32 protein-coding genes are annotated in these 24,037 nt (G+C 43.7%); 30 read left to right on the top strand and 2 right to left on the bottom strand.

The features are described from left to right. The first annotated feature begins 194 nt into the window (after positions 1 to 194). From BN1002_RS24115 to BN1002_RS17695, 21 genes are all read left to right on the top strand, one after another. Positions 195 to 764, top strand: coding sequence for a S16 family serine protease (locus tag BN1002_RS24115; RefSeq protein WP_197072817.1), 570 nt, complete (start codon positions 195 to 197; stop codon positions 762 to 764). Between the two features lie 493 nt (positions 765 to 1,257). Further along, positions 1,258 to 1,734: a DUF2975 domain-containing protein gene (locus tag BN1002_RS17790; RefSeq protein ID WP_048826853.1), complete on the top strand. Its 477-nt coding sequence runs from the start codon at positions 1,258 to 1,260 to the stop codon at positions 1,732 to 1,734. Positions 1,735 to 1,744: 10 nt separating this feature from the next. Then, positions 1,745 to 1,966, top strand: a complete 222-nt coding sequence (locus BN1002_RS17785; protein WP_048826852.1) for a helix-turn-helix domain-containing protein — start codon at positions 1,745 to 1,747, stop codon at positions 1,964 to 1,966. 24 nt (positions 1,967 to 1,990) lie between these two features. After that, positions 1,991 to 2,476, top strand: coding sequence for a hypothetical protein (locus tag BN1002_RS17780; RefSeq protein ID WP_048826851.1), 486 nt, complete (start codon positions 1,991 to 1,993; stop codon positions 2,474 to 2,476). 45 nt (positions 2,477 to 2,521) lie between these two features. After that, positions 2,522 to 2,926, top strand: a complete 405-nt coding sequence (locus BN1002_RS17775) for a VOC family protein (RefSeq protein ID WP_048826850.1) — start codon at positions 2,522 to 2,524, stop codon at positions 2,924 to 2,926. Positions 2,927 to 3,038: 112 nt separating this feature from the next. Then, complete coding sequence (locus tag BN1002_RS17770) at positions 3,039 to 3,524, top strand: MarR family winged helix-turn-helix transcriptional regulator (protein ID WP_231575054.1); 486 nt, start codon at positions 3,039 to 3,041, stop codon at positions 3,522 to 3,524. Between the two features lie 2 nt (positions 3,525 to 3,526). Beyond that, entirely contained in the window at positions 3,527 to 4,069 is a 543-nt protein-coding gene (locus tag BN1002_RS17765) for an NADPH-dependent FMN reductase (RefSeq protein WP_048828046.1), read from the top strand. Between the two features lie 872 nt (positions 4,070 to 4,941). Further along, positions 4,942 to 5,139 (top strand): hypothetical protein, encoded by a 198-nt coding sequence (locus BN1002_RS17760; RefSeq protein ID WP_048826849.1) that lies wholly within the window; start codon positions 4,942 to 4,944, stop codon positions 5,137 to 5,139. Positions 5,140 to 5,203: 64 nt separating this feature from the next. After that, entirely contained in the window at positions 5,204 to 5,389 is a 186-nt protein-coding gene (locus BN1002_RS17755) for a hypothetical protein (RefSeq protein WP_048826848.1), read from the top strand. A 23-nt stretch (positions 5,390 to 5,412) separates the two neighbouring features. Continuing rightward, complete coding sequence (locus BN1002_RS17750; protein ID WP_048826847.1) at positions 5,413 to 5,880, top strand: NUDIX hydrolase; 468 nt, start codon at positions 5,413 to 5,415, stop codon at positions 5,878 to 5,880. A 234-nt stretch (positions 5,881 to 6,114) separates the two neighbouring features. Beyond that, positions 6,115 to 6,633 carry a spermidine/spermine N(1)-acetyltransferase gene (locus tag BN1002_RS17745; protein ID WP_048826846.1) on the top strand — a complete coding sequence of 173 codons (519 nt, stop codon included), beginning with the start codon at positions 6,115 to 6,117 and terminating at the stop codon, positions 6,631 to 6,633. A 355-nt stretch (positions 6,634 to 6,988) separates the two neighbouring features. After that, positions 6,989 to 7,450 carry a hypothetical protein gene (locus BN1002_RS17740; protein WP_048826845.1) on the top strand — a complete coding sequence of 154 codons (462 nt, stop codon included), beginning with the start codon at positions 6,989 to 6,991 and terminating at the stop codon, positions 7,448 to 7,450. 13 nt (positions 7,451 to 7,463) lie between these two features. Continuing rightward, the gene (locus BN1002_RS17735; protein WP_048826844.1) at positions 7,464 to 8,057 is read left to right on the top strand and encodes a YdeI/OmpD-associated family protein; all 594 of its coding nucleotides are present in this window, start codon (positions 7,464 to 7,466) and stop codon (positions 8,055 to 8,057) included. A 67-nt stretch (positions 8,058 to 8,124) separates the two neighbouring features. Continuing rightward, positions 8,125 to 8,505 carry a VOC family protein gene (locus BN1002_RS17730; protein ID WP_048826843.1) on the top strand — a complete coding sequence of 127 codons (381 nt, stop codon included), beginning with the start codon at positions 8,125 to 8,127 and terminating at the stop codon, positions 8,503 to 8,505. A 200-nt stretch (positions 8,506 to 8,705) separates the two neighbouring features. Continuing rightward, positions 8,706 to 9,134, top strand: coding sequence for a hypothetical protein (locus tag BN1002_RS17725; protein WP_048826842.1), 429 nt, complete (start codon positions 8,706 to 8,708; stop codon positions 9,132 to 9,134). 57 nt (positions 9,135 to 9,191) lie between these two features. Then, a complete protein-coding gene (locus BN1002_RS17720) occupies positions 9,192 to 9,896 on the top strand; it encodes a class I SAM-dependent methyltransferase (RefSeq protein ID WP_048826841.1) in 705 nt (234 codons plus the stop codon). Between the two features lie 247 nt (positions 9,897 to 10,143). Next, positions 10,144 to 10,851: a DNA alkylation repair protein gene (locus BN1002_RS17715; protein ID WP_048828045.1), complete on the top strand. Its 708-nt coding sequence runs from the start codon at positions 10,144 to 10,146 to the stop codon at positions 10,849 to 10,851. Positions 10,852 to 10,890: 39 nt separating this feature from the next. After that, a complete protein-coding gene (locus BN1002_RS17710) occupies positions 10,891 to 11,673 on the top strand; it encodes a class I SAM-dependent methyltransferase (protein WP_048826840.1) in 783 nt (260 codons plus the stop codon). A 168-nt stretch (positions 11,674 to 11,841) separates the two neighbouring features. Next, positions 11,842 to 12,402, top strand: a complete 561-nt coding sequence (locus tag BN1002_RS17705) for a histidine phosphatase family protein (RefSeq protein WP_048828044.1) — start codon at positions 11,842 to 11,844, stop codon at positions 12,400 to 12,402. 30 nt (positions 12,403 to 12,432) lie between these two features. Continuing rightward, the gene (locus BN1002_RS17700; RefSeq protein ID WP_048826839.1) at positions 12,433 to 13,173 is read left to right on the top strand and encodes a metallophosphoesterase family protein; all 741 of its coding nucleotides are present in this window, start codon (positions 12,433 to 12,435) and stop codon (positions 13,171 to 13,173) included. Positions 13,174 to 13,210: 37 nt separating this feature from the next. Next, complete coding sequence (locus BN1002_RS17695; protein WP_048826838.1) at positions 13,211 to 13,732, top strand: hypothetical protein; 522 nt, start codon at positions 13,211 to 13,213, stop codon at positions 13,730 to 13,732. A 133-nt stretch (positions 13,733 to 13,865) separates the two neighbouring features. On the opposite strand, the gene BN1002_RS17690 is transcribed toward BN1002_RS17695, so the two are convergent. Further along, positions 13,866 to 14,459: a TetR/AcrR family transcriptional regulator gene (locus tag BN1002_RS17690; RefSeq protein ID WP_048826837.1), complete on the bottom strand. Its 594-nt coding sequence runs from the start codon at positions 14,457 to 14,459 to the stop codon at positions 13,866 to 13,868. A gap of 250 nt (positions 14,460 to 14,709) precedes the next feature. Between BN1002_RS17690 and BN1002_RS17685 the strand changes: the two genes are divergently transcribed. The 3 genes from BN1002_RS17685 to BN1002_RS17675 all read left to right on the top strand — a co-directional run bounded on the left by BN1002_RS17685 (position 14,710) and on the right by BN1002_RS17675 (position 18,029). Next, positions 14,710 to 15,465: an SDR family NAD(P)-dependent oxidoreductase gene (locus BN1002_RS17685; protein ID WP_048826836.1), complete on the top strand. Its 756-nt coding sequence runs from the start codon at positions 14,710 to 14,712 to the stop codon at positions 15,463 to 15,465. 44 nt (positions 15,466 to 15,509) lie between these two features. Further along, positions 15,510 to 16,781 carry an MFS transporter gene (locus BN1002_RS17680; protein WP_048826835.1) on the top strand — a complete coding sequence of 424 codons (1,272 nt, stop codon included), beginning with the start codon at positions 15,510 to 15,512 and terminating at the stop codon, positions 16,779 to 16,781. A 351-nt stretch (positions 16,782 to 17,132) separates the two neighbouring features. After that, the gene (locus tag BN1002_RS17675; RefSeq protein ID WP_048826834.1) at positions 17,133 to 18,029 is read left to right on the top strand and encodes a DMT family transporter; all 897 of its coding nucleotides are present in this window, start codon (positions 17,133 to 17,135) and stop codon (positions 18,027 to 18,029) included. Between the two features lie 113 nt (positions 18,030 to 18,142). Here the strand turns inward: BN1002_RS17675 and BN1002_RS17670 are convergent, their stop codons facing one another. Beyond that, on the bottom strand, positions 18,143 to 18,415 hold the full coding sequence (locus tag BN1002_RS17670; RefSeq protein WP_048826833.1) for a hypothetical protein: 273 nt from the start codon (positions 18,413 to 18,415) through the stop codon (positions 18,143 to 18,145). A gap of 260 nt (positions 18,416 to 18,675) precedes the next feature. On the opposite strand from BN1002_RS17670, the gene lepB reads away from it, so the two are divergent. The 6 genes from lepB (at position 18,676) to BN1002_RS17635 (ending at position 23,912) form a co-directional block, all read left to right on the top strand. Beyond that, positions 18,676 to 19,221 (top strand): signal peptidase I, encoded by a 546-nt coding sequence (gene lepB, locus BN1002_RS17665; RefSeq protein ID WP_048826832.1) that lies wholly within the window; start codon positions 18,676 to 18,678, stop codon positions 19,219 to 19,221. Positions 19,222 to 20,449: 1,228 nt separating this feature from the next. Continuing rightward, the gene (gene norA, locus BN1002_RS17655) at positions 20,450 to 21,643 is read left to right on the top strand and encodes a multidrug efflux MFS transporter NorA (protein WP_048826830.1); all 1,194 of its coding nucleotides are present in this window, start codon (positions 20,450 to 20,452) and stop codon (positions 21,641 to 21,643) included. 159 nt (positions 21,644 to 21,802) lie between these two features. Beyond that, positions 21,803 to 22,909 carry a metallophosphoesterase gene (locus BN1002_RS17650; RefSeq protein WP_048826829.1) on the top strand — a complete coding sequence of 369 codons (1,107 nt, stop codon included), beginning with the start codon at positions 21,803 to 21,805 and terminating at the stop codon, positions 22,907 to 22,909. A 102-nt stretch (positions 22,910 to 23,011) separates the two neighbouring features. Then, the gene (locus BN1002_RS17645; RefSeq protein WP_048826828.1) at positions 23,012 to 23,482 is read left to right on the top strand and encodes a DUF3995 domain-containing protein; all 471 of its coding nucleotides are present in this window, start codon (positions 23,012 to 23,014) and stop codon (positions 23,480 to 23,482) included. Between the two features lie 28 nt (positions 23,483 to 23,510). Then, positions 23,511 to 23,708 carry a hypothetical protein gene (locus BN1002_RS17640; protein WP_442853400.1) on the top strand — a complete coding sequence of 66 codons (198 nt, stop codon included), beginning with the start codon at positions 23,511 to 23,513 and terminating at the stop codon, positions 23,706 to 23,708. 18 nt (positions 23,709 to 23,726) lie between these two features. Beyond that, positions 23,727 to 23,912 (top strand): hypothetical protein, encoded by a 186-nt coding sequence (locus BN1002_RS17635; protein ID WP_048826826.1) that lies wholly within the window; start codon positions 23,727 to 23,729, stop codon positions 23,910 to 23,912. Positions 23,913 to 24,037: the final 125 nt, after the last annotated feature.

The raw sequence follows: 24,037 nt of genomic DNA, 5'->3' as shown, positions 1-24,037 counted from the left end.
TACTGGGCTTGTTCATTACATTTATCCTTCGGCGAAAAAATAAATCAGCGAGTAGGACAATCGCAATTTCAACGCTCATTCTTTCGCTTCTATTTTTCTATGAGCTCCCGCTAACTCTGTACTACATCTCCCCTTCACACCTGGTCTACTCATATAAGGAGCCAACTGAGGCATTGAAAGGCTCCGGAATTTTTTTGCTTGGAGTCAATGAATTAGCAATTACAGATGGCACAAGCAAAAAGGAAATTGAAAAACTTCTAACCAAGCAGCAAGTAGATGTTTTGTCCGTGATTGAGGTTAGCAACAAAATCATCTATGGCAGTAAAAACCGGCAACTATTAAAATGGCTGCATCTGCAAACTGATCCTTTACAGCAAATGGAGGGAATCGTTACCCGTTATTTAGGGCGAGAAGACCAATGGCTTACTAGCTTTTTTAAACAGCCGGACATTGCAGGCGATAGCGCTGGCCTTAGCCTTGCATTATCAGGGCGGTTGAAGCAAAGCGATTTTCGAAATCATTTAAAGTTTGCTGTAACGGGGGCAATCAATAAGAACGGTGACGTATTGCCTGTCAGGAATATTTACGAAAAAATGCAAATCACTAAGAAAGCCAACATACCGTACATGATTGTCCCTGATAAAAACGCCAAAGAAGCAGCAGCCGTGCAAAATAAATTGCAAACAAATTTTGAGATCTTTTATGTATCAACCGTCGAGGAAGCTGTTCAAGTCATTCAGAAATTGAATGAAAAGAATAAGTGAGCTAATGAATTTTCCAGCCACCCATCATTTTTGTCATTGATTAACCTTTATCTTGTGTGTGCTCAAAATTTCTGTGAGGTGTTCATCATGAAGGAGATACTGAACTACATATTGGCAATCTGCTTCCTTATCGTATTAGCGTTTGGTTCTTACCAGTTATTTTTAATTTCCTCAGAGCTTCAGGAAGTGAAATGGCATATCCAATCATTAAATATTAAAGTGGGTAATTTAGATAAATAAGATTTTTCAATTGTTTTAATCTAGAAACAGAGATGCAGGTAGCATTTACCTTAAAGAAAGAGGCTTGATTTTTGGGGCAGGGACGAAAGATAGCCTGGAAAATGATAGGATATTTGATTCAAATAAGCATTTCTCCGTCATGAAGGAATGCTTTTTATTTTTGTAAAAGATAATAAAAATCAATAATTATTTATTGTAAATCGATAAATGTTTACTTATAATCAATTTATACTAATTGTGTGAGGTGCTTTTTATGAAACGGGGTTCAACGCTTTTTTTAAAGATGGCTGTTTTTATAATGGGTATTCCTGTTCTTGCCTTGTGTGTAGTTGGGGTGTTCTGGCTGGCAAAAAATCCGGCAAATCCTGAATATGCCCATATATTGTATCCGATTGTCTTTGGGGTTTATGGGTCGACAATTCCGTATTATATGGCATTGTACCAGGCTTTTATGCTTTTAGGCTTTATTGACAAAAACGAGGCGTTCTCGGAACTCTCTGTAATGGCCTTGAAAAAAATTAAATACTGCGCGCTGACGATCAGTGGGTTGTATGCAGCAATTCTGCCATTTGTCTATTTCGTAGCAGAGCTGGATGATGCCCCCGGCCTTATTATCATGGGAATGGTTCCTGTTTTCGCCTCCCTGGTGATCGCCGTCTTCGCTGCTGTCCTCCAGAGGCTATTGAAAGAAGCGATTGATATAAAATCAGAAAATGATTTAACGGTCTGAGGTGAAAACAATGGCGATTATCATAAACATTGATGTGATGTTGGCAAAAAGGAAAATGAGTGTAACCGAACTTTCTGAGAAGGTCGGAATTACGATGGCGAACCTTTCAATACTTAAGAACGGCAAGGCAAAAGCAATCCGGCTTTCTACATTGGAGGCGATTTGCAAGGCGTTGGACTGCCAGCCCGGAGATATTCTGGAATATAAACCTGACGAGGGCGTTCAGGAATAAGATTTTGCGAAAGGATGAGAGGACATGGCCGAATTGAAAACCTTTGAAGACGAGGGGATAAACCGAAAGCTAGCGATTGATCTGTTCAACTATGCATGGGATTTGATTGAAAAGGCGGACCGAAGTGAAGCGGAGGACGATGCCATGGTGAACGCCGCACATGCTTCCCGATTTCATTGGGGAAGAGTCGGCACACCCTTGCATTTTGCCAGGGGAGAATGGCAAATATCACGTGTGTACTCACTATTGGGCAGATCCGAACCAGCTCTTTACCATGCAAAAAAATCACTAGGGCTTTGCCTGACAAACGATCTTGGCCAATTTGATTTGGGTTTTGCTTATGAAGCGTTGGCACGAGGGTATGCTGTCGAGGGGGATGAGCTGCATCGTGACGAAAATCTGGCGCTCGCTAGACAGGCGGCAGAGAAGGTTGAAAAGAAAACCGATCGAGAATGGCTGTTGAAAAACATAGATACAGTTGTTTCATTGTCGCTTCCAAAGTATGATTAACAATGTGTTAAGACGATTTAATTAGCATTCAAAGGAGCGGTTTAGATGGGAAAAGTATTGCCGTTTTTAATGTTCCAGGATGGAAAAGCAGAAGAAGCGATGAATTTTTACACATCATTGTTAGGTGACTCCGAAATTAAACGAATCACCCGATACGGAGCGAATCAACCCGGGGACGAAGGAACTGTCATGCAGGCCGTCTTTTCACTGAAAGGGCAGGAATTCATGTGCATCGACAGTAACGTCAAGCATCAGTTTTCATTCACGCCATCCTTTTCGATCTATGTGGTTTGTGACAGTGAAGAAGAACTTGAAACCCTTTATGAAAAGCTCCTTGAAGGCGGCCAGGCGCTGATGCCGATTGGCGACTACGGATTCAGCAGAAAATTTGGCTGGATCAATGATAAGTTCGGCGTTTCGTGGCAGCTGGATTTGCCTTTTGAAAATTAATGACTGTGGGCGGGAAGAGGCTTGCTACCTTTTCCTGTTTTTTTTTGATTGGAAAGCGTGTTTTTTACATCCAGGTTTATTCTTTTGACAATGTGAGATACTTAAAATATTATTGTTGATATATCAACGTTATTTATACAACGTTTTCGAGGAGGCGGAGGTCCTGAATGAAAATAGACATGTAGGACTCTTGATCCGGAATGCCGATTTGTCGCTAGCGAATTATATTAAGAAGCAATTGGAACCGTTCAACCTCGCGCCTGAGCAGAATCTCATCATGATGATGCTTTGGGAGAAAGATGGGGTTTCGCCGAATGAACTAGTCTCGTGCCTGAAAAAGGATAAAGGCAATATCGCCCGCATGGTCGCGAGCCTGGAGAAGAAGGGCTACATCAAGCGGGTGGCTGACCCTGGCGACAAACGCACGTTTAAAATTCATCTGACCGAAGAAGGCCGGCGGCTGGAATGCTCGGTTGAGCCAATTTTACAAGAGGCGACCCGCACTGTTACAAACGGGCTCAGTCCGGAACAAGTATCGCAACTCCAAGAAATGTTGACAAAAATTATAGATAACCTATCAGGAGGCAAGACTTCATGAAATTGAAAATCGTAGCAATCGTAGGCAGCATCAGGAAAGAATCACTAAACATGTACCTCGCAAAAACAATGCAGGAACGCTACCAGGACAAGCTCGACATTGAAATCGCCGACATCCGCTCCCTGCCGCATTATGACCAGGACGAAGAAAATAATCCGCCGCAGTCCGTCAGGGAATTTAAACAGCAAATCGCCAATGCGGACGGCGTCATCATCCTTACTCCGGAATACAACTGGTCCATCCCTGGCGTATTGAAAAACGCGCTTGACTGGTCATCCCGCGTCGAAAAGGTATTCATCGGCAAACCAGTCTTCCCTATGGGCGTCACGATGGGAACGCTTGGAACAATCCGCGCCCAGCTGCACCTGCGTGAGATCTTGACAGCGCAGCAGGCAAAACAGCTTCCGCCGGCAGGCAACGAAGTGCTCATCGGCTTCGCCAACCAGAAATTCGACGCCCAAACCGGCCGGTTCATTGACGAAACCACCCTCGAATTCCTCGACAACAAGATGGAATTGTTCATTGATTTGATTAAGTCGAACTAGATTTTCGAGATCTTTTTGCAAAAAATACTGTTTCATTCTAATGCGTTTCCGCAATTATGCGGGAGCGCATTTTTTCGTCCAAAAGAACGACCTTAATCCTTGAACTGTATAAAAATTGCTTTTAGAACGCGAAGGATTGGTTGTCCTTTGCTGTTCGGGCACTAAGTTGTCTTTTAGAGCCCGAAGGCCGGGTTGCTCAAAGCTGTTCGGGCACTAAGTTGGCTTTTAGAGCCCGAAGGCCCGGCTACTCAAAGCTGTTCGGGCACTAAGTCGGGCCCGGAGGCCGGGTTGCTCAAAGCTGTCCGGGCACTAAGTCGGCATTTAGAGCCCGAAGGCCTGGTTACTCAAAGCTGTTCGGGCACTAAGTTGTCTTTTAGAGCCGAAGGCCGGGTTGCTCAAAGCTGTTCGGGCACTAAGTTGGCATTTAGAGCCCGAAGGCCGGGTTGCTCAAAGCTGTTCGGGCACTAAGTTGGCATTTAGAGCCCGAAGGCCGGGTTGCTCAAAGCTGTTCGGGCACTAAGTTGGCATTTAGATCCCGAAGGCCTGGTTACTCAAAGCTGTTCGGGCACTAAGTTGGCATTTAGATCCCGAAGGCCTGGTTACTCAAAGCTGTTCGGGCACTAAGTTGGCTTTTAGAGCCCGAAGGCCGGGTTGCTCAAAGCTGTTCGGGCACTAAGTCGTCCTTTAGAACGCGAAGCCCTGGTTGCCAGCAGCAGTTCGGGTTCTAAATCGTCCTTTAGAACGCGAAGGCCCGGCTGCACGTTGTTGTTCGGGTTCTAAGTCGTCCTAAAACAGCAAACAAACTTGTAAAATTTTTCAATTCATTATATCTGTTGAATGTAAAAATAAGTTAATATGAGAATGGGGGTGACATGATGTCTATCGGAATATCAAAATTTATTTTTCTTCTTTTCTGGGCTGGCGTACTATTTGTTCTATACCTTGTTATCTCAAAAGCAGTCAGGGATGGCATTAACAAGTCTGTCGTGGGGCAGTATTTTGAGGGGAAAGTTGAGGTCAAAGAAATGAAGAAATCATTTCTCGACAGTGATTTGGATAATAACCGTTAAGGAAACGAGCTAAGCGTTGATCCGGGGAGGTTAACGCTATTTTCATTCCGCGGGGGGAGATATCATGATCATGGAGTATATCTTTGCTTTTCTAACGCCAATTATTGCAATTATATTTTTTATTAAATGCGTAACAATTGCCAAGAAAATAAAAAAGGGTGAAGATGTCTTTCATGAAACGGTTCTTGGCGCGATTATGTTTGGCTTTATCATCTTTTCAATTATTTGGTCGGGGATGATGAGTGGTTAAATTTTGGAAAAGGGGGCTCCTCGGTGGATGTAGTGTTCGCTACTGAAAAAGCAGTGTTTAATTATCGCGTTGCGGGTGTTTGGATTGAAGATGGGCATGTGTTGCTACATAGAGATAAAAATGATAGCAGTTGGTCCCTGCCTGGCGGGAGAGTCGAAATTGGCGAGGAGGCCCAGGCGAGTATAAAAAGGGAATTCCTTGAAGAATTAGGTATCGACATGAACGTACATAGATTGGTTTTGATTATCGAAAACTTTTTCGAATATCGCGGCAGGGATTTTCATGAAATGAGATTGTATTTTTTGGTTACCCCAATTAGGTCATCTAGGGAAATAAATACAACTCCGTTTCATGGGACGGAAGGTGACCGGCTGATTTACAAATGGACACCTTTAGAGGACCTCGAAAACCTAGAATTGTACCCGCGGTTTTTAAGAACAGAACTGCAGAATCTGCCCAATGGCACGGGGCATTTTGTTCAAAGACAATAACCGTTAATCGACGGAAGGTAAAAGTTATTTATACTGTAATGTTCTTTGCAAAAGAAAAACCTGATGAACAAATGTGTTCCTGCAAATGTGGGGATGCATTTTTTTGTGGAGGCCGGGCTTCGACTACCCAATAAACTTTAATGAAACTGAATTGAATTTTCTAATTTAGGAGCGTTGTATTAATATTGAAATAGATGATCAGGAGTTAGTATCCACAGTTCAAAGGAGACAAATATGACTTTACAGATTAAAAAATGCACTCTTAAAAATTTGCAAAGCCTCCAGGATATTAGTTATGAAACATTCGAGGAGACATTTGGGCACCAGAATTCACTCGAAAATATGAAGGCCTACTTGGAACGTGCATTCAACCTCGAACAATTAGAAAAAGAGCTAAACAACAGTTCCTCGGAATTCTTTTTTGCCTATTATAATGAAGAACTCGTCGGTTATCTAAAGGTGAACATAAATGATGCCCAAACAGAAGAAATGGGCGGAAACGCACTTGAAATCGAGCGGATTTACATCAGGAGCAAATATCAAAAACACGGCCTCGGCAAAAATTTACTTAATCGAGCAATCGAAATGGCGCGGGAACACGATAAAAAGAAAGTCTGGCTAGGCGTATGGGAAAAGAACGAAAACGCAATTGCCTTCTATCAAAAAATGGGGTTTGTTCAAACGGGAGTCCACTCGTTTTTTATGGGCGATGAAGAGCAATTTGACTTTATCATGACCAAAAACTTGCAGTGATTTGAACGAATGAAGCCGCCCGCCTGTCCGAAGCCGCTCATTCTTTGGACAGTGATTCGCCAAAAAAGCCAGCGGCTGACCGAAGCCACTCCATGTTCGGACAGCAAAAGAGGAAATGTCCGCCCGCCTGTCCGAAGCCGCTCAACCTTCGGACAGTTATTCGCTAAAATAGCTGCATCTTGTCCGCAGCCACTTACCCTCGGGACAGTGAACCACTTCCAAAGCCTCCACCAGCTTCCTAAACAATTATAAGTCCCACTGCAACCGCTCATAGTTATTTCACCTCCTGAGAATTTTTAAAAAGGCTGGGTGAGCAACATATCGTTTTGGGAATACTACTTTCGAGGTGGAGTCCATGATAAAGAAACTAATCGCAAGCTTGATAATCCTGTTATTTATAACCACAAACGCGGCTGCGCAACCGACTCAACAAATAGAAATTTTTGATATCCGAAAGGAAAAAGTCGTCAAGACCATAGAATCCACACCGAGAGTGCAGTGGGAGGTCAGGAAATACCTGAACGGAATCACAAGCGTTTTTCCAAAAATAAATCCTGTTCCAAAAGAAGGGTTTATGATCAAAGTCCCTTTGGAACCAAGTGTAACGGTAAAAACCCCATTGTACGAAGGGCCAGTCAGCCAGACCATTATCGTATTTTCCGGTCAGGAAAACCCGTACTTACTCCTTTTCGATGAAAAAAATCGGCTCCTGGCGTTCAATTTTAAAGGAAATGCAGATAATTTATTGAAATTACTAAAGTATAATCCGAGGAAAGAGGCACTGGAACCGTCCCCTGCCTCATTCTTAGGAGCGTAAGAACGGGGGGAGTATGATGATGCATAGGTTGAATCCAAAGGTGGAAGAGTTTTTAAGTAAGGCCACGAAGTGGAAGGAAGAGTACGGGAGGTTACGGGCGATCGCGCTTGATTGTGAGTTGGCGGAGGAGTTCAAGTGGATGCATCCGTGTTATACGTATGAGGATAAGAATGTCGTTTTAATCCATGGGTTCAAGGAATACTGTGCGCTTTTGTTTCCGAAGGGTGCTTTGTTGAAGGACCCGCATGGAGTCCTGATCCAGCAAACGGAGAATGTGCAGGCGGCGCGGCAAATCCGATTTACCGGTGTCCAGGAAATCATTGAGTTGGAATCTATCATTAAGGAATACATACTGGAGGCTGTTGCAGCGGAAAAGGCTGGTCTGAAAGTGGAGTTAAAGAAGACCGAAGAATACGCGATCCCAGAAGAACTTCAAGAAAAGTTCAATGAAAACTCCGCCTTGAAAACTGCGTTCGAAGCACTGACGCCAGGAAGGCAAAGAGCCTATATCCTTCATTTTTCCCAACCGAAACAGTCTAAAACCCGGGTCTCCAGGATTGAGAAAAACACGCCGAAAATCCTTGAAGGAAAGGGATTAAATGATTAGAAAAGAAGGAATTTCAAGAAAAATAAAGAATAATACATAGAGTATGTAGAGGGGAGCTGAACCACATATGATCAATAAACTCGGCCAGGTTATGCTGTATGTGAACAATCAGGATGAGGCAGTGAATTTTTGGACGGAAAAGCTTGGTTTTAACGTGATTGCGGAGGAAGACAACGGACAGGGATTCAGATGGATTGAAGTTGCACCTAAAAATGGCATGGGAACAACCATCGTCCTCCACAACAAGGAGTTTATCGCAAAAATGTCCCCCGAATTGAATCTAGGAACACCATCGTTAATGTTTTTCACAGAGAATCTCGACGAACTGTACAGCGATTTAGTATCGAAAAATATCAAGGTCGGCGAGATTGTCACCATGCCAGGCGGACGTGTGTTTAATTTTGCTGATGGGGAAGAGAATTATTTCGCTGTAATGGAGAGAGCTTAAGAACAGTATGCCGAATACCAATTTGCTGCCCAACCGGCGGCTTTTTGTTTTTGCAAAAATTAGGGGCAATTTGGTTCAGGTGCAAATCTCTTGTTTTTCGTTTTGCGGCCGATGGGGATAGCGGGAGATTTTCCTCGGAAAGCGGCGGCCGTTTAGATAGCAGGCCTAACAACTGATCAAATATGGGTTGGGGGAATGACATGCATCCAATAACCGTAATAGAAATAACCGTGTCAGGTATAATTGTTGTTTTACTCGGGTTAGCTGTCCTTTTTTTGCCGAAAAGGACCAGGAAACAGGGGACGATTTTTACCCTATCGATCATCGCGCTGATTATTTTGTTTTTTGCCATAAGGCCCTATTATTTTCAAAATCAGATTGCTAAAAAGAAAGTGTACCTCATTCAATATCTAGAACACCAATTTCCTGGGGAAACATGGACCATTACAAGGGAGGAAGGCAGACAAAATAGCCGCTCGTATTTCAAAGTGAATTTCGCCAATGAAGCAGATTGGACGTATCTTTATCATGTCGCGGATGAAAAAAAGATTTGCCAAGGAGGCTGGATTCCGCCGAAAGAAGACATGCGATCAACAGATGGCAAACACTATGAAGGCGGCGGTTGTTAAATTGATGGGGAAAGGCCGTTAAGTAACATGAAATGGTAATTGTAATGGGGGATTATTTTGAAAGAAGTTATTGATAGCTATGAAGATGTACTCTTGATGCTGGACGAATTATTGAAGGAAGAGTCCCGTTTCAATTGGGATACTTTTTACTCCGACCGGGACAGAAAAGTGCCGTTTTTCGCCAATGTGCCAGATGAGAATTTAGTGGAGTACTTTGAGAAAAATCTTCTCAAGCCGGGGAAAGTCCTGGAATTGGGTTGCGGGCCAGGCAGAAACGCCTTCTTTTTCGCTGAAAAAGGCTGCCGCGTTGATGCGGTTGATTCCTCCCAAGAGTCGATTAAATGGGCGAAAGAACGGGCAAGTGAAAGGAATGTAACCGTTAATTTCCTAGAAGAAAATATTTTTGAACTGGATATTGAAGAAGAGGCGTATGACATTGTATACGACTCTGGCTGCTTTCACCATATCGCACCCCACCGCAGGATGAGTTATCTTAATTTGGTAAATAATGCTTTAAGGCCCGGTGGATTCTTCACGCTTACTTGTTTTGTCGAGGGTGGGGGGCTTGGCGGAGCCGATATTTCGGATTGGGAAGTGTACCGATTGCGCAGCCTGAAAGGTGGCCTGGGCTTCACCGAAGAAAAATTGATAAGAATCTTCAAGGATTTTAAAGTAGTCGAAATAAGGAAAATGAGGCAAATCGATCAAGCTGAAGGGGTTTTTGGCGTTTACGGATTGTTGACAGCAATCTTCAAGAAGTAGGGAAAAACTGAGAATCGAGACGTCAATGTTCAGCTCACCGACTGGCAAGGGCAACTGAGAATACGTATGGATGCCAACCGGAACGGCTTCCCAAGAATGGAGTTCCTCGATGGGGAATGAAAAGTGATTTAGAAATTGCCGTTGCAAGAATAATTTCAGGAAATGAGTTGGCTAAAGGTTGTTTTTTGTAAAACTAAAGTCAATGTAAAAAAGCGGGAAAACTCTTATTACAAGGATGTGCTCGATGTTGAACTTTGAGATGGTTATGCAGGAGCTTGAGGCTCTCGGGAAGGAACGGATGAAGAAAATCTATATATCCAATGGCGCGCATGAGCCGTTATTTGGCGTGGCGACTGGGGCGATGAAGCCGATTGCAAAGAAGATAAAGATTAACCAACCGCTGGCGGAGGAGCTTTATGCGACCGGGAACTATGACGCCATGTATTTTGCAGGCATTATTGCCGACCCGAAAGCGATGACGGAGTCTGATTATAACCGCTGGATGGATGGGGCGTATTTTTATATGCTGTCTGACTTTGTCGTGGCCGTTACTCTGTCAGAGTCCGATATAGCGCAGGAAGTTGCCGATAAATGGATCGCTAGCGGTGAAGAGCTGAGAATGTCGGCTGGCTGGAGCTGCTACTGCTGGCTGTTAGGCAATCGGCCAGACACCGAGTTTTCAGAAGAGAAGATTTCCGGGATGCTCGAGCAGGTGAAAAATACGATTCACGATGTCCCAGAACGAACGAAATCTTCTATGAATAATTTTCTCTACACCGTTGGGATTTCATTTGTGCCGCTTCATGAGAAGGCAGTTGAAACCGCGCAGGCAGTCGGGGTAGTAGAAGTCAAACGGGACAACAAAAAAAGCAGCTTTCTCAATGCTTACGAAACCATACAAACTGGGGTTGATAAAGGAAGGATTGGCTTTAAGCGTAAGTATGTGAGGTGCTAGGATCCATCAATCGTAAAACCTTGAGAAGAGGGCCGGAACATGAACGAAATCGAGTATTGGTATGATGTTGAGTACGATGAGTGGGAAAGGCTGCGGCGCCATAAAATTGAGTTCGATATGACGAAACGGTTTCTCGATGAGTATATTAAAGAGCCGAATCTAAGCATCTTTGATATTGGCGGCGGGCCAGGCAGGTATGCGATGTATTTGGCGGAAAAAGGGCACAAAGTGACTCTTTTGGACTTATCAAGAAAAAATATTGAAGTGGCAAAGCGAAAGTCCGTAGAAAAAGGCCTCGCTTTAGAAGGCTATATTCACGGGAATGCATTGGAATTGGAAGAAGTTGACCGACAATTCGATGTTATCCTCCTCATGGGGCCACTATACCATTTAATTGAAGAATCAGATCGGCGAAAGGCTGTTGAAGAGGCGTTAAAATTATTGAAGCCGAATGGAATCATCATAGCCTCCTTTATCTCAAGCTATGCGCCAATCCAGGACACTTTGTCGCATTTATATTCAATTGAATCGGTTCAGGGGTTATTGGGCTATTTGCAAAATGGAGAAAATAAAGAGGGAACCGGCTTCACAACTGCCTATTTCGTCGACCCCACAGCTGCAAAAGACTTTATGGCAAGCTTTGGGTTAAGAGAGCTTGTTTTTGCAGGGATTGAAAATATATTGGGTTCTAAGGAAGCAGAAATTAATTCATTGGATGAAACGGAGTACAGAAAGTGGATAGAACTTGGTTATCATCTAAGCACCGATGAACGGCTGATGGGAACAAGCCAGCACTTGCTGTATATCGGGGCAAAAGCATAGAAGACAGAAGCGTTGATTCTCAAAGAGTCAACGCTATTTTGTATGAAAAAAATAGTATGCGGGGACAGGCCGGGATGCATCCAAAGGGCGTGGGCCGCCATTGGAAGGATTTTCTTTTCCAAAAGGAGAATCTATAGAGGAACAACGATAGATTGGGAGAGAACTATTTTGCAAACGAATATATACTTTGTGCGGCACGCCCATTCAACCTATACCCCTGATGAACTGGGGAGGCCATTATCAGCGGTGGGTTTCACTGATGCGGATCATATCTGCAAAACTCTTGCAAATGAAAATATCGATGTAATAATATCCAGCCCATACAAAAGGGCAAACCAAACCGTCGAGGGGCTCGCAAAGCTCAATGGGAAGGAGATCTTCATCGAGGAAGGTTTCAAGGAACGGACCTTATCGGCGAAACCGGTAGAGGACTTTTCTGCCGCAATTGCAAAAGTGTGGGAAGACCCCGCCTTTTCCTGGGAAGGCGGCGAATCAAATCTTACCGCCCAAAAACGCGGGATTACGGCATTGTCAAAAGTGCTTGAAATGTATGAAGGAAATAACATTGCGATAGGGACGCACGGAAATATCATGGTGCTGATCATTAACTTCTTTGACAATAAATATGACTTCAATTTCTGGAAAAGACTTGATATGCCGGATGTCTACAAGTGTACTTTTGCCAAAAATGAACTGATAGAAGTTCAGAGGGTTTGGAAACGCCAATAGACATGGAATTGGTAAAGGGGGCATTCACTGATGCGAATCGGAATTATTGCAGATATCCACGGCAACGCACCAGCACTGAAATCCGTTCTGGATGAGCTGGAAAATAAACATGATGTCGAACATATTTATTGCTTAGGCGATATGATTGGCATCGGTCCGGATTCAAATGAAGTGCTGGATATGCTGTTTTCCCGGAACGATCTTTCGATGATTACCGGTAATCACGATGAAGCAATATTGGCGCTGGCCAGCGGACAGGCATATCCCCAAAGCCATTCACACGTCAGGGAGCACCATCAATGGATTCTTGATAGAATCGATCGGTCATTTATTCCCAAATTGGCGGCATTACCGCGCCTCATTAATACGAAGATTGAAGGTACACAATTGCTATTCATCCATTACCAGATTGATATGGAAAGAATGAATGTGCCAATCTGCGAGGATCCGTTCAGTTCAATCGTTGAGCCTTCCCTTGAAAACATTCAATCGCTATTTCATGACAAGCAGGAGGATGTCATCTTGTTCGGCCATCATCATCCCCGTCACTATTTTAAAACGGATAACAGGATCTACCTGAATCCGGGTTCTCTTGGCTGCAGCAGTAAACCTGCGGCTCCGTATGCGATTATTTCCTTTAAAGATGGGAAGGTTGAAGTTACCGTTGATGAGGCTCCGTATGATAACAAAGCTTTCCTGGAATCGTACCACCGATTAATAGTGCCGGAGCGGGAATTTATTTTAAAAGTTTTTCACGGTAACCAAATTTAGATTGTTATTACATATGTGGGTTGGGGGCTGAACTCTGATGTACCGTCTTATGTATATACCCTATACGTTCTTGATGGCGTTAGGATTGGTGGTCGTCACAGGCATCATCATTGTCAAAAAGGATATGCGAATGATCAAATTGTTTTTGACGGTGGCACTTCCGATTTTCGCTGTTGTCCAGGTCTATTATTGGAATCACGAGTTTAATACTTTTGCAAAGAGCTTTCTGTTCCCAAGCAAGGAATTTGTGTGCGACTACTATGATTATGAGGCCGTGGGGCTGACTATCCCCCTTCCAAAAAGGACGGTGTTTCACGGAAAGCAGGATGTATGTTCGCCGTTTTATTCGACTTATGTGAGTGAGCGATACTTCGCGGACTTTTACAAGAGCGAGCTAGCCAAAATGAAAACGAGCGGCGAAATCGCAAATTACTCCTACGGCGAGCTTGAGAACGGGAAAGGATTTGAAGTGGAAACATCAAAAGGAAATAAGGCAGACATTCGTATGAAAGGAATTGAAAATGGCAGAGAAATGATAACTATTGTGATTAAACCATAGCATCTATCTTTCAAACGTCTGTGGCTAACAGCATTAAAAACAACCAGCCCCATCCGCAAAAGCGAACGGGGCTGTTTTTTTTGATAGAAAGCTTTTCACGCGAACAGGTTTGCTCAAGTTTCCCAGATATCCTTTAAGCCTTCAAATGCCGCATGACTTTATCGACGGAAAACTCAATTGGGTAAAGGTCGCGGGCGTTCCACAGGGTCAGCCCCTGGGAAAGGGATATATAGTTGACGGCGAGTTCCAACGGGTCTCCGTCCATGAACTGGCCTTGTGCCTGGCCATTTTCGATAATCCGGGCGATTCCCTTCACGGCAGTTAAATATTTCTCGATCATTTTTTCTTTAATGTCTTCAGACGCCGGGTCGGATTTCAGAGCTCCGATGATGAGAAGATGCCGGTCGGACGCTTTCTCCAGAGATCCGGCAAAAGTAATTTCCGTAAACCAGGAGAGCTGCTCCCAGGGCGAATCGCTTTTCTTTTCGGCTTTTTCGACAGTTTCGATAAACATGTCAAGCACGTTAAAAATGAGTGCTTCATAAATATGTTCCTTCGACTCGAAATAGTGGTAAAAAAGTCCGTAGCTTACTTTGCTTAAAGCCGTAATATCACTGATTTTAGTGGCAGCGAACCCTTTGCGCGCAAATACTTTTAATGCGGCACTGCCAATCTCTTCATACCGCTGATCGCGAATGATCTTATTTTGTTCCTCGCTTTTTGCCATAACGTTATTCCATCCTCACTTGTTCATCGTCACTTTATACTTTTTTAATTATAGCATTCCATAGCCGGAAAATTTGAATGAAAGCACCCTCCATTTGGCAAAAATGCCCAAGGTTGCCAATTCGGCAAAGATAAAGGGGAAAATTGGGGGTGAAAACAGTTTTTATTGATTGATTTATCAATCAATCAATACTATGATGGTATTGCAGAATAATAAACACCACCAACATAGGGGAAAGGGAGAATGCACAATGAGCAGACTTCAGGGGAAAACAGCAATAATTACCGGCGGTGCTAGCGGGATCGGTAAGGGGATGGCGACCGCTTTTGTTAAAGAGGGCGCTAAAGTAGCGATCATCGATTTAAACGCCGAGCTTGGCAACCAAACAATCAAGGAGCTCCAGGAGTATCAGCCGGAATCGATTTTTATCCAGGCGAACTTGATGGAGCATGGCAAAATATCTGCAATCATAAAAGAAGTCGTTGACCATTTCGGGAAACTCGATATCCTGGTCAACAATGCGCACGCTTCAAAAATGTCTTCAATCGAGGAAACAACACAAAAGGAATTTGACCTATCATTTAATACAGGTTTCTATCCAACGTTCTACTTCATGCAGGCAGCACTGCCTTATTTGAAAGAATCAAAGGGTAAAATCATCAATTTTGCATCAGGTGCTGGAATTAACGGAGACGCCAACCAAGTTTCCTACGTTGCCGCAAAAGAAGCAATCCGCGGAATCACCCGTGTGGCAGCTAACGAATTCGGTCCATTCGGCATCAACGTCAACATTATCGCGCCAATTGCCAAGTCACCTGGCATGCTGCAATGGGCGGAAGAAAATCCTGAATACTACCAAGGCATGCTGGCAAAAATTCCGCTTCGCAGACTTGGTGAAATTGAAGGGGACATCGGCCGTGTAGCCGTATTCCTGGCGAGCGATGATTCTGATTACATTACCGGCCAAACAATCATGGTCGATGGCGGATCCATTAAACTGCGGTAAGATCCGGCTATCTAACAACTAGAATTTAAAAACAAGGGGAAATAATGGGAATGAACAAAAAGGGGAAAATTCATTTTGCTTGGTGGGTACTTCTCGGACTGTCGATTATGATCGGCCTTGCCAGGGGAGGAATTAATAATGCCGGGGGCTTATTTTTGACTCCAGTCACACAGGATTTGGGAATTGGAATGGGGAGTTTGACGCTGTATTTCAGTATCTCCTCGATCGCAACGATGATCTTTTTGCCGATTGCCGGTAAAATGATGGCAAAATATGATATCCGCGCCTTATTGATTGCGGCGATTATTTTGCAGGCGGGTTCGTTTGCAATGTTTGGTTTCATGCACTCTGTGTGGGGTTGGTACATTTTCTCTGTGCCAATGGCAATTGGATCAATTTTTGTCGCGCAAATGGCCGGACCGGTCATCATCAACCGTTGGTTTAAAAAGAACAACGGCCTGGCGATGGGCATCATGATGGCGGCAGTAGGCGCCTTTGGTGCAATCATCCAGCCAATCGCAGGCGATTTGATCAGCACCCAGGGCTGGCGCCATACGTACATGATTCTTGGTGTTGCGGCAATCGTCATCGTTATTCCTGTCGTGCTGCTAGCTATCAGGATGAAGCCGGAAGATAAAGGTATGCTTCCATACGGTATGGATGGGAACCAGTCAGATTCCGCGAGCAAATCGCAGCCGGCTGACCTGAACCGAGGCGTCACGATGGCTGTGGCAAAAAAATCATTGGCATTTTATGCGTTGCTTTTATTCTTCTTCTTCATGACAGCGATCGGAAGCTTCGCCCAGCACATCGCGCCATATGCGATTGGCCTTGGCTATGATATCCAATTCGCCGGAAAAGTAATGGGCGCGTTCATGATCGGCATGCTCGTCGGCGCATTGGCATTCGGCTTCCTCACTGATAAAATCGGTGCGAAAAACACCGCGATTTTCTCGATGCTTACCGGCTTGATTTCAATTGTGTTGTTGATTGCCGTTCCGGAAAATCGGGTACTGTTCAGCCTCGCAATCGGGATTTTCGGTTTCGTTACTTCCTCGATCGGAACATTGGGACCGCTCGTGACCTCAGCTGTTTTCGGGGCAAAAGAATACAGCCAAATCTTCGCGGCAGCTGCCATCGGCCTGGCCTTAGCCGGCATCGTTGCCCTGCCTGGATATGGATTCGTATTCGACCTGACTGGCAGCTACACGATCGTCCTCTACACGATCATCGCCATGCTGCTAATCAATATTGTTCTGATCATCCTCGCGTTCAAAGGGAAAAAGAACCTCGAAAACGCAGGGCTCTGGAACTAACATGAACTAAAATAGCAAGAGTGCGCTGCTTGGCCGTTTGGCTTGGCGGGCGCGCTCTTGCTTTTTTTTTGCCTTCATTATTAAAGTTTCGTTCATCAACCACTCAGCAGAGCGGCATCAAACTTTTTTTATAGATTCCTCAAAAATCATTTATGTTGTAAGATTGATATCATAAATTGCTGATCGAACAGGGGGTTTATGATGCCATTATCCACTGTTAATTTAGATACATGGAAGCCGTTTTCAACATCACCGCCACCACCGTATCCTCCAGCTGTTGAATATGCTTTTAAAAAACAGAATAAGAATCTGCGAAAAATAAGCTGTATCGCAGATTCAAAGGAGTAGACGATGAAATCTAAAATTCAATTCCTCCTATCGATGATCATCTTCGGTACAATTGGATTATTTGTACGATACATTGATTTAGCTTCGAGTGAAATAGCTTTATTGCGTGGGTTTATAGGCAGTTTATTTTTAATGGCGGTCATGTTCTTGATGAAGAAAAAGATTTCATGGGCTGCCGTTAAAGGAAATGCTTTAGTGCTATTACTCTCAGGTATTGCATTGGGAGGGAATTGGACATTCCTTTTTCAAGCGTACAAACATACGACCATTTCCAATGCGACACTAAGTTATTACTTCGCTCCCGTGTTTGTCCTGATTCTTTCTCCAATCGTCATTAAGGAGAAATTATCTGTAAAGAAAATGATCTGCATTGGTTTTGCGATGATCGGAATGTTGTTGATTGTTGGCAATAGCGGTTTAAGTACATCGGGGTTAGATGATTTAATTGGGATTGGCTATGGATTAATGGCAGCGGTATTCTATGCTTCACTAATGCTATTAAACAAGTTCATCAAGAACATGAATGGGCTGGAAACGACCTTAATCCAGCTTGGAACAGCGACACTCGTCCTCGTGCCATATGTACTCTTTACTGAAGGATTCGGTATTTTGGAAGTATCAAGTTCTTCCGTTCCATTTATATTCATCTTAGGGATGATTCACACGGGTATTGGCTTCTTGTTATTCTTCTCGGGCATGCAGAAGATAAAAGGGCAGAGTGCAGCCGCATTAAGCTATGTCGATCCAATGACATCCTTATTGATTTCTGCTGTTATTTTGCAAGAACAAATGACAGTTATTCAAATGCTAGGCGGGGCATTGCTTTTAGGCTCCACTTTCGTCAGCGAAAATCAATCAATCAAACTTCCAAAACCATTAATAAAGAAACCAGCTGAATAATGCAAAAAAACAGTGGGAATAATTCGTTTTCCCACTGTTGCCTATTAAAAAAAATATACATTTAAAATGGGGCTACTTATTATAAGCCACCTGCTTTGAAAAGATAGCATACTTTACGCTCCGAACCCCCGCATGCCGATTAAGACAATTAGAAATCCGTAACCTATAACGATAAGCGAAATCATTCCAATCCCAATATATTTTAATGAGCCTCTTTCTTTTATTCTGATTCCTTTAAGGCCAAAAAGAAAACTTGATACCCATGAGGCAAGCCCTGCATAGAAATAAGGATTAAATATTCCATTCTCTCCAAAAGAACTCAAGTAAAAAAAGATAATTCCCCCGACGGCTAAAACAAAAGAAAACAAACCATATTTCCCTTCCATAAACCTCCAGCCCTTTCGGTTGAGTAATTTAATAACTTGGTAAATACTGTTTAATTTATATTGTAACAAATCATTTCATGCCTGCAAAAACAATTTCTGCTTGTAAATAATGATCACGATTTTTGCGATATAAGCCGGTTAAGTTAGCTTTTTGCAAAAGTTCTGTGATAACTGTCAGAATGTCTGGGATAGTTTATAAACTTTTTAACTTTTTATGGTAAAATGAAATAACTAGTTGAACTATTAAGGGAGGCTGAGAAATGGGTAAAAGCAAAAAAGAGATTTTCGAATGGGTAAAAGCTTTTGCGGTAGCAATCATTTTAGCATTCATGGTGCGCGCGATCTTCCTAACCCCAATTGTGGTTGACGGGGCTTCAATGAACCCGACTCTCCACCATAAGGACAGAATGCTCGTAACGAAAATTGGGGAGCCGAAAAGATTTGATATTGTTGTATTTCACGCTCCGGACGGCAGAGATTATATTAAACGGGTGATTGGGCTGCCGGGCGACAAGATAGAGTATAAGAATGATGTTTTATATATAAATGGTAAAGCCCACGAAGAACCTTATTTAGAAGATTACAAGAAAAAAAATAACGGAGGACCGTTAACGGATTCCTTTACTTTAAAGGAAACGGCAGTTGGCGGCGAAACAGTTCCAAAAGGCCATCTGTTCGTTCTCGGTGATAATCGACAACATAGCACCGACAGCCGCGAAATTGGAGCCATTCCGCTGGACAAGATCATTGGAAAGACCAATATCATTTACTATCCGATCAAAGATATGAAAATCATTAAAAAATAAATGCAAGGGTGCATCTCTTCGGAAGAGGATGCGCCTTTTTGTTTACCTTTAGAACGCGAATAGCAATAGTCAGTCAGTCCTCCGCGTTCTAAAGGACGACTTAGAACGCGAACAGCAGTGAGCAGTGGGTCCTCCGCGTTCTAAAGAACGACTTAGAACGCGTACAGCAGTAGTCATCCAGTCCTTCGCGTTCTAAAGAACGACTTAGAACGCGAACAGCAATGGTCAGTCAATCCTCCGCGTTCTAAAGGACGACTTAGAACGCGAACAGCAATGGTCAGTCAGTCCTCCGCGTTCTAAAGGACGATTTAGAACGCGAACAGCAATGGTCAGTCAGTCCTTCACGTTCTAAAGAACGACTTAGAACGCGAACAGCAGTGGTCAGTCAGTCCTTCGGGCACTAAAAGCCAACTTAGAGCCCGAACAGCCATGGGCAACCGGTCCTTCGGGCACTAAAAGCCAACTTAGAGCCCGAACAGCCATGGGCAACCGGTCCTTCGGGCACTAAAAGCCAACTTAGAGCCCGAACAGCAATGAATAAGTGGTGCTTCAGGCACTAAAAGCCAACTTAGAGCCCGAACAGCCATGGGCAAGCGGTCCTTCGGGCACTAAAAGCCAACTTAGAGCCCGAACAGCAATGAGCTGCTGGTCCTTCGGGCTCTAAAGGCCAACTTAGAGCCCGAACAGCAAAGAGCAGCGGGTTCTCCGGTCTCTAAAGCAAGACATAGAGCCTCAAAGCCTCACTCCGCCTCACTTTTCACCTATACTAAAAGCAAGCAATAAGATATAACCAATTATGCATAATGCAATAATGTTCAGTATGATTAATAGCCATTTTAGAACCCTGTTTTGGGCTTTTACACCGCATACAGCCCCTATTGCCGGGAATAAAAACATTGCAAAGATCCATGCACTGCCAAACTTACCTAATGACACCCTAGTCAACATGATGGAAAACATACAAATGAAAATAACTAAAGAAGCGAACGAGAACCAACTATATTTATTCATCTTTCCCTCCTTTACTTTGACGTCACCATTATTTTATCACAAAATTTTCCAAAAAGATGACTGGCGAATAATAAATACAATCTTCCCAAGCTGTTTTGGCCGTGCCTCATCCTTGACTACAGCCCCACTAAATAGAGTAGGATAGTTATTATTAATATAATTTGTAAACGGAATGCGTTTGTTGCGGTATTGGTTTTTGTTGAGAGGATTGTGGAAGATGAGAAGTCAGAAAGTCGCTTTAAGTTTGCTGTTGATGAATTTATTTATTGCGTTTTTGGGGATTGGGCTGATTATCCCGGTTCTGCCTACGCTGATGAATGAGCTAGGTATTAATGGAACGACTGTTGGTTATTTAACCGCGGCGTTTGCGATTGCCCAGCTGATTGTTTCGCCGTTTTCAGGCAAGGCGGTCGACAGGTTGGGTCGGAAGATAATGTTAGTCCTTGGGTTATTTATGTTTGGCCTGTCGGAATTTTTATTTGGCTTGGGCAAGGTTATTGAAGTTTTATTTCTATCCCGTATTTTAGGCGGAATCAGCGCCGCTTTCATCATGCCGGCGGTCACCGCTTTCATTGCTGATATCACCACTTTGGCCACCCGCCCGAAAGCACTGGGCTATATGTCCGCGGCCATCAGTACAGGCTTTATCATCGGACCGGGCATCGGCGGGTTTTTGGCGGAATTCGGCACACGCGTCCCATTCTTCTTCGCAGGAGCGCTCGGGACACTTGCGGCCATCCTGTCGCTCCTATTATTAACCGAACCAGAGCGTAAAGAAGAACCGCAGACCCAGGCCCGCGGTGGCAAAATTGGAAAAAAACGAGTGCTTGATCCTAAATATATTTATGCGTTCGTATTAATTTTTATCGCCTCTTTTGGCTTAGCTGCTTTTGAATCTTTCTTTAGCTTGTTTGTCGACCATAAATTCAAATTTACACCGGCTGATATTGCAATTGTCATAACAGGCGGGGCTATTTTTGGGGCGATTTCACAAGTGGTCCTGTTTGACCGGCTGACACGTATATGGGGCGAAATTAAATTGATTCGGTATTGCCTGTTATTATCAGCCGTCCTTGTCTTTTTCATGACCATAGTCCATACCTATTTCCTGATTTTACTTGTTACATTCCTCGTCTTTGTGGGGTTCGATTTATTCCGTCCAGCGGTCACTTCATACCTCTCCGCAAAAGCAGGAAACGAACAAGGTTTCGTCGGAGGAATGAACTCCATGTTCACAAGCCTCGCGAACATCACTGGCCCGATTCTCGGGGGAATGTTATTTGACATCGATATTAACTACCCTTACTACTTCGCCACCGTAGTCCTTGTGGTTGGAGTCGGTCTGACATGGCTTTGGCAGAAGCAGGCAAGGAATCTGGCAAAAGAAACGAATTCCTTACGCGGCAATTAACTTATTATGGAGTGTTTCTGCAAAAGAAAGACTTAGCGCCCGAACAGTGGATGGAGGCCGGCCAGCCGGCCCTTCGTTCCGCTTAAAGAAAGCCGCCGTATTAACCGGTGCGAAAACGATCGCGCAATAAAAGTATACATGATAGAGGAGAAGCAGATTTTGGATAAAATAAAAGAATTAGCACTGCACATAACGGGAAGAGTGATTGTTATCTCCGATATTCATGGAGAAATCGAATTGTTTAAAGAGCTGTTAAAGAAGGCTGAATTTTGCAGAGATGATATCTTAATCATTAATGGCGACTTGTGCGAAAAGGGCAGCAACAGTAAGGTGGTTGTCCGGTACATCATGGAACTTTGCGCGGCAAATCCGAATGTGCATGTGACAGAAGGGAATTGCGATGCGCTGGTGGACCATTTACTTAAGGAGAACCCTCAGCTACTAAACTACCTGACTAGCCAAGAGCATACCTTGTTTAAGGAATGGCTGGAGGAGGCGGGCTATCGCCTGGAGAACTATGTCACAATCCAGGAAGTTAAGGAAGTTTTGCTTCGCCACTATTCAAATGAATTGGAGTGGCTGACAAGTTTGCCAACAGCCATCGAAACAGACCGGTACATTTTCGTGCATGCGGGCCTAGAGGATAGGGATGATTGGAAGGAAACAGAACGCGGCAACGCGATCTCCATGCCTTCCTTTTTGCAAAAATCCCACCGCGCCGGCAAGTATGTCATCGTCGGGCATTGGCCGGTAGTGAATTATTCAACCGAAATTCCAAGCGACAATCCAATTATCGACGAGGCGAAAAAAATCATCGCCATCGACGGGGGGAACGTAATTAAGCCAACCGGACAATTAAATGCGTTTATCATCGAGCGCAGGACAGAGGGAGATTCGTTTTCCCACGTTTATGTAGATAAGCTGCCGACAAAGACAGTTGCAACAGCTTTCAAGGCTGACCCTGAAATGAAGGGTGCAATAAACTATCCGTTTTACACGATTCTCCAAGTGCAAAAAGGGGATTTCTTTACGTTATGCAGTCAACCAGAAACAGGCAGGCTTTTGCAGGTGAAAAATGAATATATTAAACAAAATGAAAACGGCGATTTTACAGTTAAAACCGATGTGTCCTGTTCCCAAATCAGCGTGAACAAAGGGGAAGCCGTGTCAATGATTGATGAGAACTGCTCCGGTTATGCCTTAATCAAAAAGGAAGGAACAACCGGCTGGATTCCCAGGGAGTGTCTGGAACAAAGCCACCTGTAAACAAGACAACTTTCCCGCACTCTTTTTGAATTAAGTTGCCTTGGTAAACCCTAGTTCTCTAGCAGAATATAATATTCTACATAACTGAAGGCGGGGAGAAACATGGGCCGGACCACTTCTTTTAAGTTGAATGTGTGGTTTATTTATCTCGGGATGATTTGGTCAATCCTTTTTGCAGGGATGAGCTTTTATTGGGCAATGGGAGGATTATGGGGAGTAAAATCGCTGGGTGGCGCAATTTACGAGATGTCCTTGAATCCTTCACCCTCATTCCTGGCAATTGTTTGGCTGACGGGGTTCATAAAACTTCTCGGCGCGGGATTATTAGCAATGCTGCTCAGGAAGCTTGAAAATCACCTCCTAAATCGTATACTTTACTACGTGATAAAGATAGCGGGAGCGTTCTTGGTCTTGTATGGAGCATTAAATTTCATCACAATATTCCTGCATGCACTTCATATTCTTGAGTTTGATTTAGACCGATACGCGACCTTCTGGAGGCTGGTCTTTTGGGAACCATTTTGGTTGGCCGGCGGGATATTTTATTTTTTTGCTGCAAAAAAACCATCCTGATAAGCGGGATTAGCTTAAGAAGAAGCGGGTGAAACAATTGAAAGATTTCCATTGCTGCGCAACCTGCCGGCATTTCCGCTCGGAGAAGAAACCGGAAGGAATGACGTACTTCTGCAGCCGGCTCGGGTACGAAACGAAGCCAGCGTACAAATTCAACTGCTGGAACCCGAAAGACAATGTACAAAAGCTGATGAAAAAAGGCCAGGCAGACGATAAAGGTTATTAGAGTAGGCGGGTTTTAGGTATGAAGCTATATAAACTCAAGAGAAAATATAATGGATACAAAAAAGGGACCCAGTTCTACATGATCGCCGAATCGGAATTCATCGGGGTTAAAGAGTTTGTCTTAAGGACGACTGACTTAACTGAACGGATATCGATCAATGAAAGCGAACTTCTTAAATTTTTTATATTCCTTAAACAGATTTGAACGTTTCGGTGATAGGTTTATAGAAAACGGACAAATTTATTTTGCCGACTGAAAGGTGTTAGCAGTTGTCAGCATGTATGCGCGGGCAGGTGTTTCTTTCCTCAAATGAATGCTGTAAAAATGAC

Source organism: Bacillus sp. B-jedd (genome assembly GCF_000821085.1).
GTDB lineage: Bacteria > Bacillota > Bacilli > Bacillales > Cytobacillaceae > Bacillus_D.
The sequence above is the reverse complement of the archived record's forward strand: the minus strand, read 5'-3'. Positions and strand labels throughout refer to the sequence as shown.